At 64.4% G+C, this 10,481-nt stretch carries 8 protein-coding genes and 1 tRNA gene; 2 read left to right on the top strand and 7 right to left on the bottom strand.

What is annotated here, in order from left to right:
* Positions 1–115: 115 nt before the first annotated feature.
* The gene (locus AC0L18_RS18545; protein WP_473493655.1) at positions 116–1,756 is read left to right on the top strand and encodes an ABC transporter substrate-binding protein; all 1,641 of its coding nucleotides are present in this window, start codon (positions 116–118) and stop codon (positions 1,754–1,756) included.
* A gap of 286 nt (positions 1,757–2,042) precedes the next feature.
* Here AC0L18_RS18545 and AC0L18_RS18540 read toward each other — a convergent pair whose 3' ends face one another.
* Complete coding sequence (locus AC0L18_RS18540; RefSeq protein WP_473493654.1) at positions 2,043–3,539, bottom strand: pyridoxal phosphate-dependent decarboxylase family protein; 1,497 nt, start codon at positions 3,537–3,539, stop codon at positions 2,043–2,045.
* A gap of 22 nt (positions 3,540–3,561) precedes the next feature.
* The gene (locus tag AC0L18_RS18535) at positions 3,562–4,650 is read right to left on the bottom strand and encodes a PLP-dependent cysteine synthase family protein (RefSeq protein ID WP_473493653.1); all 1,089 of its coding nucleotides are present in this window, start codon (positions 4,648–4,650) and stop codon (positions 3,562–3,564) included.
* A 244-nt stretch (positions 4,651–4,894) separates the two neighbouring features.
* Here AC0L18_RS18535 and AC0L18_RS18530 point away from each other — a divergent pair, with 244 nt between their 5' ends.
* Positions 4,895–6,937 carry a BTAD domain-containing putative transcriptional regulator gene (locus AC0L18_RS18530; protein ID WP_473493652.1) on the top strand — a complete coding sequence of 681 codons (2,043 nt, stop codon included), beginning with the start codon at positions 4,895–4,897 and terminating at the stop codon, positions 6,935–6,937.
* 511 nt (positions 6,938–7,448) lie between these two features.
* On the opposite strand, the gene AC0L18_RS18525 is transcribed toward AC0L18_RS18530, so the two are convergent.
* The 5 genes from AC0L18_RS18525 to AC0L18_RS18505 all read right to left on the bottom strand — a co-directional run bounded on the left by AC0L18_RS18525 (position 7,449) and on the right by AC0L18_RS18505 (position 10,428).
* A complete protein-coding gene (locus AC0L18_RS18525; RefSeq protein WP_023803696.1) occupies positions 7,449–7,688 on the bottom strand; it encodes a hypothetical protein in 240 nt (79 codons plus the stop codon).
* 241 nt (positions 7,689–7,929) lie between these two features.
* Positions 7,930–8,148, bottom strand: a complete 219-nt coding sequence (locus AC0L18_RS18520; protein ID WP_036263676.1) for a hypothetical protein — start codon at positions 8,146–8,148, stop codon at positions 7,930–7,932.
* Positions 8,149–8,317: 169 nt separating this feature from the next.
* On the bottom strand, positions 8,318–9,010 hold the full coding sequence (locus AC0L18_RS18515) for a L,D-transpeptidase (RefSeq protein WP_473493651.1): 693 nt from the start codon (positions 9,008–9,010) through the stop codon (positions 8,318–8,320).
* Complete coding sequence (locus tag AC0L18_RS18510) at positions 9,007–9,939, bottom strand: ABC transporter substrate-binding protein (RefSeq protein ID WP_473493650.1); 933 nt, start codon at positions 9,937–9,939, stop codon at positions 9,007–9,009. Before AC0L18_RS18510 ends, AC0L18_RS18515 begins: the two co-directional genes overlap by 4 nt.
* Before the next feature lie 404 nt (positions 9,940–10,343).
* Positions 10,344–10,428: transfer RNA gene (locus AC0L18_RS18505), tRNA-Leu, on the bottom strand.
* Positions 10,429–10,481 lie beyond the last annotated feature (53 nt).

The raw sequence follows: 10,481 nt of genomic DNA, 5'->3' as shown, positions 1-10,481 counted from the left end.
ACTCTCGCCCGCCCCCCCCGCCAACTATCTCCCCCCGGCGCCCCCCCCCGCCGCCCCCCGCCCCCCGCCCCCCCCCCCCCGCCGCGCCGGGCCCCCCGACAGGGAGGATTCGACGATGAAGTTGATGCTGACCGAAAGAGCGCTGCATCCGCAGGCCGAGCCCGTCGCCGACGGTTTTAAAAAAGGCAGCATGAACCGGCGCGAATATCTCGCCACCATGGCAGCGCTTGGCGTCAGCGCCGCCGGCGCGCTGGCGCTTGGCGGCCTTGCGCCCTCGCCGGCCAGGGCGCAGGAGCCGAAGCGCGGCGGCGTCTTGCGCGTCGCCATGAACGTCAAGGGCTGGAAGGATCCGCGCACCTTCGACGGCGTCGAAATGTCCAATGTCGCCCGCCACTGCAACGAATATCTGGTGCGCTGGAACCGCGATTTTACCTTCGAGCCGTGGCTGCTCGAGAGCTGGGAGACCAGCGACGACGCCCGCGTGCTGACGCTGCGCGTCCGCAAGGGCATCACCTGGTCGAACGGCGACACTTTCAACGCCGACGACGTCGTCCACAACCTGACGCGCTGGTGCGATGCGAGCGTTGCCGGCAATTCGGTCGCCGAGCGGATGGGGGCGCTGGTCGACGCCGCCACCAAGAAGCCGATCGATGGCGGCATCGAGCGTGTCGACGACTTTACCGTCCGGCTCAATCTGCCGAAGCCCGACATTTCGCTGATTGCCGGCATGACCGACTATCCGGCGCTGATCATGCACCGCAGCTACGACGGCGACGGCGATCCGCTGAAGGCCCTGGCGATCACCACTGGACCTTGCGAACTGGTGGCATGGGACGCCGAGGTCGGCGCCGAGGTCCGCCGCAAGGACAGACCGTGGTGGAAGGGCGATTTCTGGCTCGACGGCATCCAATGGGTCGACTACGGCTCCGATCCCAATGCGATGTTTTCGGCCTTCGAATCGGGCGAGATCGACACCAACCACGAAACCGCCGCCGATACCGTCTCGCAGACCGACGCCATGGGTCTGAGCAATTCCGAGCTTGCCACCGGCTCGACCATCGTCGCGCGCTTCAACGTCGGCAGTCCACCCTATGGCGACATCAGGGTGCGGCGCGCCGCCCAGCTCGCCGTCGACAATGCCGCAATCCTGAAGATCGGCATGGACGACCGCGGCAAGCCGGCCGAAAACCATCATGTCGGCTCGATGCATGCCGAATACGCCGATATCGGCCCGGCCGTCCGCAATGTCGACGAAGCCAAGGCGCTGCTTGCCGAGGCCGGCAAGTCCGATCACGAATACGAGCTCATCTCCGTCGATGTCGACTGGCAGAAGAACACCGGCGACGCCATCGCAGCGCAGATGCGCGACGCCGGGCTGAAGGTCAAACGGACCGTGCTGCCGGCGGCGACGTTCTGGAACGACTGGAGCAAATATCCTTTCTCCTGCACCGAGTGGCTCGGCCGGCCGCTGGGCGTCCAGGTGCTGGCGCTGGCCTACAGATCGGGCGCTGCCTGGAACGAGACCGCCTACGCCAATCCGGAGTTCGACGCCTTGCTCGACAAGGCGCTGGCCACACCCGACGCCGGCGAGCGCCGCGAGATCATGGCCAAGATCGAGCAGAATCTGCGCGACTCCGGCATCATCATCCAGCCCTACTGGCGTTCGGTCTACCGGACGTTCCGCAAGGGCGTGCATGGCTGCGAGCAGCACCAGTCTCTGGAGCAGCATTTCGACAAGGTCTGGCTCGAGGCGTGATCTTCGTTGCGAGGCACAGGGGCAATCGTTCAGGCTTTGCGCTGCCCCTCATCGCCCTGCCGGGCGCTTCTCCCCGTATAGTGACGGGGAGAAGGGGCTGGCCTCAATGCCGGTGCCCTTCCTGTGACGCTGATGATTGGGCGAAACCAGCAATGACAGCCCCTTCTCCCCGTCACTATACGGGGAGAGGATGCCGGCAGGCAGGTGAGGGGCAGCGCCGACATCAACAGTCGATCACCCCACACGCTTGGGCGCTGTGATTTGTCTGAGGTGATTGCCAGGATCCTTAGCCGGCCGCGCCAGGCCTTGAAACCTCCAGTCCAAGCCGCACCGTCTCGCGCACCAGCAGGTCCAGGTCGTCGCGCCGAGTGCGGTGGTTGTTGATCGCTACCCTGAGGCAATGCTGGCCGTGCACCGTCGTATCCGAAAGGGCGGCGATGCCGTCTTCCTGCAGCCGCAGCATGATCTCGGTGTTGAGCGCCTTCTGCCGCTCTCCCGGCAGCCCGTCGCCGCGGTAGCGGAAACAGACGATGTTGATGCTCGGTGGCGCGACGAGCTCCAGCAGCGGCTCGGCCTCGATCAGCGCGCCGAGATAATGTCCTTGCGCGATGTTCTGGTCGATCAGGCGGCCGAATTTCTCGATGCCGTGCTGCTTCAGCGCCATCCACACCTTCAGCGCGCGAAAACCGCGTGACGTCTGCAGGCCAAAATCATGCAGCCACTGGCCCGAGGCGAGGCCGCGCGGCGTCGATTCGAGATATTCCGGCGTCACCGCGAACGTGCTGCGATGCGCCGAGGCATCCCTGATCAGCACGCAGCCGACCTCGAAAGGGGCGTGCAGCCATTTGTGCGGGTCGAGCGCGATCGAGTCGGCGTGCTCGATGCCGGCAACGCGATGGGAATTTTCCGGCGCGATGGCGATCAGCGCGCCGATGCAGCCGTCGACATGGAACCAGAGGTCTTCCTGCGCCGCCAGCCTTGCCAGCGCCTGCAGATCATCGATCGCACCGGTATTCACGGTGCCGGCCGTGCCGATCACGCAGGCCGGCCGAAAACCCGCCTGGCGGTCCTCAGTGATCGCCGCCCGCAACGCGTCGATGTCGATCCGCAATCCGGCATCGGTCGGGATACGGCGCAGCGCGCGGTTGCCGAGGCCGAGCGCCTCCATCGCCTTGCGATGGCAGGAGTGAAGCTGGTCCGAGCCATAGAAACGCAGCGGCTTGTCGATGGCGGCAACGCCATGCTCGCGCACGTCGATGCCAGCCCTGGCGTTGCGGGCCACGGTCAGGCCAATGATGTTGGCCATCGAGCCGCCGCTGACCAGCGTGCCGCTGGCTGATTGCGGAAAGCCCATCATCTGCTTGCACCAGTCGACGACCTGGCTGTCCATCAGCGCTGCGGCATGGTTGCCGCCGCCGAGGTTGGAGCCCTGCACCGCCGCCAGGAAATCGCCGAGCGCCCCGGTGAAATTGCTCGACCCCATGTACCAGGACCAGAAGCGCGGATGGATGTTGCCCATCGGGTAGGCCATCACGTTGCGGGCGACCTCGCCATAGACCTGTGCCAGCGGTTGAGGCGATTGCGGCAGCGGCGCCGCGAAAAATTCTCTCACCTCCGCCGGCATGTCCTGCCACACCGGGCGTTCCCTGACATCGCGCAGATAGTCGACGGCGTCGTCGACGATCCGGTGCGACAGCGCCTGCACATCGGCCCAGTCGACCGGATCGAGCGTTTCTTCGGCAACCATGCCGGCAGTGCCGGCGGCTTTCAGCATGGCATCCATCCGCGTTGCTCCCGATGCGCACTTATTCGGCCGGGAACTGGCAGCCCGGCGTTGAGCGCGACAGCGCGATCTCCTCGGCGTCCATCTCGGCTTCGATGCCGTCGAACAGCGGCGTCGTCATGTAGCGTTCGCCGGTGTCGGGAAGCATGCACAGGATCACCGAGCCGGGTGCGGCTTTTTCCGCAATCTGGCGCGCCACGGCAAAACTGGCTCCGCCGGAAATGCCGGTGAAAATCCCTTCCTTCTGGGCCAGCGCCTTGGCCCATTTGATGCCCTCGGGCCCGGCAATCGGCACCACCTCGTCATAGAGGCTGGCGTCGACCGCCTCCTGCAGGACGTTGGGAATGAAATCCGGTGTCCAGCCCTGGATCGGGTGCGGCTCGAAGGCCGGATGGCTGGCGGCGGGTGCGCCGTCGGCGCCGCGCTGCTGCGCCTTGCCGCTGCCGATGAGCTGGGCGTTGGCAGGTTCGGCCAGCACGATCCGGGTTTCGGGACGCTCGCGGCGCAGCACGCGACCGACACCGACGACGGTGCCGCCGGTTCCGTAGCCGGTGACGAAGCAGTCGAGCCGCGATCCGGCGAAGTCGTTGATGATCTCGCGCGCCGTCGTCGCCTCGTGAATGGCGGCATTGGCGATGGTCTCGAACTGGCGGGCCAGGAACCAGCCATTGGCCTCGGCGAGTTCGAGCGCCTTGTTGTACATGCCAAAACCCTTCTGGGCGCGCGGCGTCAGCACCACCTTGGCGCCCAGCATGCGCATCAGCTTGCGGCGCTCGACGGAGAAACTGTCGGCCATCGTCACCACCAGCGGGTAGCCCTTCTGCGCGCAGACCATGGCCAGGCCGATGCCGGTGTTGCCGCTGGTTGCCTCGACGACGGTCTGGCCCGGTTTCAGGGCGCCGCTGCGCTCGCCCTCTTCGATGATGTTGAGCGCCAGCCGGTCCTTCACCGATGCCGCCGGATTGAAGAACTCGGCCTTCACATAGATCGTCACATGATCGGGGCCGAGATTGTTGACCCGGATCACCGGCGTGTCGCCGACCGTGTCGACAATGCTGTCGAACAGGCGGCCGCGCCCGGCCGTGGTCCTGATTTTCCGTTGCTGCAACATGTCTGCTCTCCCCTTATTGTTGTCGTCACGACGTGTCGTCGTCACGAGCCGGTTACAAACCGGCGGCTTGGGCGGCGAGGTTTCGAGACCTTGCCGCAGTATGGTTCCGGTGCCGTCAACGCGGCCCGGAACGGTGGCAATGCCGGCAACCGACGCGGAAAATTCGTTGCCGGATGCACTCGATCGCTTTCGATGGTAAAGCAAAGGACAACTGGCCAGCGTGGGAGCAAGCGTGGAAACGCACGTGGAATCCGCTCGATCGAGCCTGGACGGCGCAGCGGCCGGGCTGTCCGTGCGGCTGTTCGGGCCGCTGACGGTCATCCGCGACGGCGCCACCGTGCAACTGCCGGCATCGCGCAAGCTGCGCGCGCTCTTCACCTATCTGGCGCTCGCGCCGCATGCCGTCGGCCGCAGCCGTCTGTGCGAGCTTTTGTGGGATGTGCCGAACGATCCGCGCGGCGAGCTTCGCTGGTGCCTCAGCAAGCTCAGGGGCATTCTTGACGAACCGGATCGCCACAGGATCGAAACATCAGGCGACACGGTCGCGCTCGATCTGGAGGGCATTTCCGTCGACGCCGTCGATGTCGCCTCGGCCGCCGCCAGCGGCATCGAGACGCTTGATCTTGAGCGGCTGCAGGCCCTGTCCAGACTATTCGTCGGCGACTTCCTCGACGGGCTGGAGATCGACCGCAGCCCGCATTTCAACAGCTGGCTTATCGCGCAACGCCGCCGCTTCAGCTCGTGGCACGCCGCCATTCTGGAACAGCTGGTCAGCAAGCTGCCGGCGGATGCCGACGAAATGTCCGCGCATCTGGAGACATGGCTAGAACTCAATCCGTTCGACGAACGCGCGCACGTGGCTCTTCTGACAAGCCTGGCGCGACGCGGGCAGATCGCCGCCTGCGAGGACCATCTTGCCTCGGCGGCGCAGCTGTTTGCTTCGGAGGATCTGGATTTCGGACGCGTTCGTGAGGCATGGCGGTCGATCCGCAGCGAACGAACTGCCGCGACGCTCCGGGCGCAGCCGGCGCTGTTGCCGGCAGCCGCGCAAGCGTCAATTGTGCTTCCCCATGCCGATACTGCTACGTCGAAGGCCTCGCTCGCGGTGATGCCGTTTGTCGAGGAAGCCGGGATCGGCGGCCCTCGCGGCTGCCCCTCTCGCGGTGGATTGGCCGACGGCCTGACCCACGACATCATCACCCGTTTGGCCAAGCTCAGGGATTTCTTCGTCATCGCCCGCGGCTCGGTCTTTGCGCTGGCCGAAAAGAACATCGCGCCGGAAGATGCCGGCCGGCGACTCAACGTCGACTACGTCGCCACCGGGACCGTGCGCAGCCAGGCTGGCCGTGTCGCGGTCAGCGTCGAACTTGTCGAGGTGCGCACGGCGAGGATCGTCTGGGCCGAGACCTTCGAACGCAGGCCCGACGACATCTTTGCCGTCCTCGACGACATCGGCGACAGCATCGTCTCGTCGATCTCGGCCGAGATCGAGATGGTCGAGCGCAACCGCGCCATGCTGAAAGCCCCCAGCTCGCTGAATGCCTGGGAGGCTTACCATCGCGGCCTCTGGCACATGTATCGCTTCACCCGCACGGAAAACGAGCAGGCCCGGCATTTCTTCGACATGGCCCTGAAGCTCGATCCGACCTTCGCCCGCGCCTATGCCGGCCTGTCCTTCACCCATTGGCAGAACGCCTTTCAGCGCTGGGGAGACCGCGACCAGGAAAGCGCGCTCGCCTTCGAGACCGCCGGCCAAAGTCTTCTGGTCGACGATCACAATCCGGCCGCGCACTGGGCCATGGGCCGGGCGCTGTGGTTGCGCGGCGAGCAGGACGGCTCGCTCATCGAGTTGGAACGGGCCGTCGATCTCAGCCCCAACTTTGCGCTCGGTCACTACGCGCTTTCGTTTGTCCACTCGCAGTCGGGTGATCCGAACGCGGCGATCGGTTCATCCGATCACTCGCGCCATCTAAGTCCGTTCGATCCGCTGCTGTTCGGCATGCTCGGCGCCAGGGCGATGGCGCATGTCCGTCTCGGGCAGTTCGACGAGGCCGCCGAATGGGCGCTGAAGGCCGCCGCCCGTCCCAACGCGCATGCCATCATCCTGGCGATCGCGGCGCACTGCCTTGCGCTGGCGGGGCGGCTTGACGAGGCCCGCACTTTCGCGGCCGCCATCCGCAAGACGCTGCCGAACTACTGTGCCGACGATTTCATCGCCACCTTCCGCTTCGAGCCGAACGCCGCAGCCCTGTTCCGGCAAGGCGCCAGGCGCATCGGCTTGGGGTGAACCAACCCACGCGGCCCTGTTTCGGCCTACCGAAGTCGTGGTGGTTTATGCCAATCGCCAGCGTTGGAGATTAGTCTGCCCGACCGGCCGGCAGCGAAGGTCCACAGCACTTTCAGCGGCGAATCTCAGTGGCAATCGCAAACCTCCAGGATTTAGCCGAAACACCCCTCCCTTCGTCATCCCAGGGCGGAGCAGGAGCGAAGCGACGTCGCGGAGACCCTGGGATCCATGCCGTTACATCAGAGCGTCACGACGGTGCAGAACCTTTTATGGCGGAGCGAGGCGCCCCCCTCTGTCCTGCCGGACATCTCCCCCACAAGGGGGGAGATTGGCAGCTTGGGCGCACCGCTCCTGCAACGGTGGCGGTTCGCGAAGGCGGAGATGACGGCCGATCTCCCCCCAAGTGGGGGAGATGTCCGGCAGGACAGAGGGGGCGCGAAGGATCACTACAGATCAGCATTTATCCTGAGCCGCTGCATTCTCGCGCTTCTCTCAGCATAGCTTGCCGCAATTATATGCCGAGCATCGACTTGGCTTGGTTGAGCGCAGCCTCCGACCCTGCATGATCGCCGGCGGCGTGCAATTTCTCGCCTTGGGCGCGCAGTTCCTTGACTTTGTTCATGTCGGCCTCGGCAAGCGTCGCGGTCGGCAACGCCGCGTCGATCGCGGCCATGATGGTCGGGCATGAATTTGCAAAGGCTGCCGCAGGAACGACCGCCAGGAAAACCGCGAGCGAAATTGATCGTAACATGGACGTTTCTCCCTTGCCGGAACGCGCAATTTCGCCGACCGGCGCAGGAATGGTACAGCGAATGCCCGAACCTGCCAATCGCGATGATGCCGCTGGGTTGAGACACGCTGCCGTCGGCCGGGCTTTTTCTCCTAGTGTCTGAACCTCGCCGCGGCTGGTCGCCACCAATCGTCACCTCCGAAGCCGACGCCAGGTTCGCGGCAATCGTCAGATCGCCGCAAAATCCTTCGACCAGAGCGGATCAGGTGGGCTGAACGGATTTGACATTGCCTTCGGTATCGACAAGGCAGCTTGTCTTCTTGCCGCTGGCATCGAGTTCGACCCGATAGGTTGTGGAATCGATCTTGCTCGACGAAACCGGAAGTATTTTGCTGCTGTCGGCACCGCTCGCCTTGGCGGCTGCGTCGGCGCAAAGCAGCTGAAGGTCGGCCGGGGCCGTCTCGACCTGGGTCCTGGACATCTGGTCCTGAGGCGGCGGCGGCGGCGGCGTGCTGACGCAAGCGCTCAGGGCCCCCGCCAGGAATCCAATTGCTGTTGCCCGGATCGAAGTTCTCACTGCAGGTTTTGCCGACATTGCTTGTCCCTCTCCGAATGCCGCTTCACACACCCCGGCTTCACACACCCCGGCTTCAAACACCCTTGTAAAGTGCCGCCCCCTGCATGAGAACGATGACCTTGGCCCCAACCTTGACGCGCGATGCCAGGTCGGTGATGTCGTCGTTCCGCATCCGGATGCAGGCTGATGACACGTCGAGCCCGATCGTCCACGGCTCCGGCGTGCCGTGTATCCGGTAGATCGTGTCCTGGTCGCGCTCATACAGATAGAGCGCCCTGGCGCCGAGCGGGTTGTCGGGCCCTCCCGGCATGCCTCCCGCATGTTTGACAGCATTCGGATCGCGAGCGACCATTTCGGCCGGCGGCGTCCAGGTCGGCCATTCCGCCATGCGGCCGACGCGCACGATTCCGGCCCATCCAAAGCCTTCCCGGCCGACGCCAATACCGTAGCGCATGGCGCGCTGACCCGGCTGCACAAGGTAGAGAAAATGCTGGTTGCCGTCGATGATGATCGTACCGGGCGCTTCCGCGGTGCGGAACTTGACCATCTGCGGGCGAAACGCCTCTGGCACTTGATTATGCGCGGCATAGTATTTGCGCGCCTTGGCGCGGTCATAGTCCACCCATTTGCGGGTTTTCGGATCGAAAACCTGGGTTCCGGCCGCCAGCGCCGCCACCGCGACAAGACCGAGCGCTACCGCGACAATTGCCGTCAGGCAGCGCCGCTGGAGAGCGGTGCGTCCCGCGATCGTCAGCTTTCCGGTCATGGATTTGCCCACCCTTGCACCCGAGCGCCCTGCGCGGCGACCCATTGTCTGGCGTACTCGTAAGGATCCTGGCGCTCCACCTGGAGCGCATAACTCATCTTGGTGGCGTCCTCGGGCTTGAGGGCGACCCGTTCCAGGAACGCGACCACCTTAGGATATTTCTTGCGCAGCGAGGTGGCGTAAGCGATGTGGAAATGTGCCGTATCCCATGACACCGGCGCGCTGGACTTCGAGACCCAGAGCGGATCCTCGGAAGGCAGCACGATATTCCACTTTGCCGGGTCAAAAGGCGGCTCGGCAAGCCGGACAATTTCGTGCAGTTCAAACACGTGATGCGGCGCATAGCAGGCAAACACCATCGGATGAGCCGTGGCAACCGCGGCATCGACAGCCGCCATTCCGACGTCCTCCGGCGTCTCCAGCAATGTCATTGTCTCGGCGTAGCCATAGCTGTTGGCGCGGACACGCTCGATCGCCGTCGAGGACCAACCCTCGGCGCCAATCCAGAGTTCTCCGCGTCCGTCCCGATCCGTGTCCAACGCGGCGGTTTTGCGCGGGTCGGTGAGATCCGAAATGTCGCGGATGCCAAATTTGTCGGCAGTTTCGCGGGTGGCGCATATCCCCTGCCATGCCGGCACACCGATGGGACTGATGGCTACCGTGCCGGCGCCGTCGACATACTTCTTCACCAGATTGTCCAGGTTGGGCAGCCAGATTTCGGGATGAATATCCACCTCGCCCGAATCGAGGCCGGCAAAGGCAATGAGCGTCCCCATCTCGCGCACATCGGCATCGAGCCCGAAATGTTGCTTCAGGCTGACCTTGAGAATGTTTGCCGTCGCCTGGCCCGACGGCCAGTTCGGCATTGCAATGACGAGATCAGCCGCGTGGACCGGAACCGCCAGCATCGTCAATGCCGCCAGCGACATTCTCCGCAGGCACCGCCGAAATCGGTTGTGCATTTCTTTCCCCTCGTTTCGGTGCCGAAAAGAACCGGGACGGGAACAATCTGTCACGGCAAGCACCGGGTTGTGACACCAGCCCCATCTTCTGACGGCAGCTGCTGAAGGTGCAGCAGTGCATTCGCCAAGGAGAGCGCCGTCACATGCCGCCCCTGCACGCTACTCGATGACATTCCGTATGGGAAGATGCTCACAACCGCGGCCGCCGCGCGCCAACCTGGAGATGTCCGCAGGCATGCGCCTTACGAACCAGGGGGCGTATCAGGACGTCTTGTTGGGTGAGGTTATTCGCAAGGCGACAGCACCTTTGTGTAGCAGCTGATGACCCGGAAACCTAAGGTTTCCAGGAAATCAAGAGCTTACAAAGGGATTGGTGCCCAGAAGAGGACTCGAACCTCCACTCCTTGCGGAACACGGACCTGAACCGTGCGCGTCTACCAATTCCGCCATCTGGGCTGGTGCGGGCTCTTTAGGCGGGCAAACGGTGAGTGTCAACGCGCTTTTTTGAA

The organism is Mesorhizobium sp. WSM4819, assembly GCF_055811215.1.
The sequence above is the reverse complement of the archived record's forward strand: the minus strand, read 5'-3'. Positions and strand labels throughout refer to the sequence as shown.

What these genes read in the sequence shown, in the direction of transcription:
- AC0L18_RS18545 (WP_473493655.1), top strand. Translation starts at nt 116, where the DNA reads ATGAAGTTGATGCTGACCGAAAGAGCGCTGCATCCGCAGGCCGAGCCC.
- AC0L18_RS18540 (WP_473493654.1), bottom strand. Translation starts at nt 3,539, where the DNA reads ATGGATGCCATGCTGAAAGCCGCCGGCACTGCCGGCATGGTTGCCGAA.
- AC0L18_RS18535 (WP_473493653.1), bottom strand. Translation starts at nt 4,650, where the DNA reads ATGTTGCAGCAACGGAAAATCAGGACCACGGCCGGGCGCGGCCGCCTG.
- AC0L18_RS18525 (WP_023803696.1), bottom strand. Translation starts at nt 7,688, where the DNA reads ATGTTACGATCAATTTCGCTCGCGGTTTTCCTGGCGGTCGTTCCTGCG.
- AC0L18_RS18520 (WP_036263676.1), bottom strand. Translation starts at nt 8,148, where the DNA reads ATGTCCAGGACCCAGGTCGAGACGGCCCCGGCCGACCTTCAGCTGCTT.
- AC0L18_RS18515 (WP_473493651.1), bottom strand. Translation starts at nt 9,010, where the DNA reads ATGACCGGAAAGCTGACGATCGCGGGACGCACCGCTCTCCAGCGGCGC.
- AC0L18_RS18510 (WP_473493650.1), bottom strand. Translation starts at nt 9,939, where the DNA reads ATGTCGCTGGCGGCATTGACGATGCTGGCGGTTCCGGTCCACGCGGCT.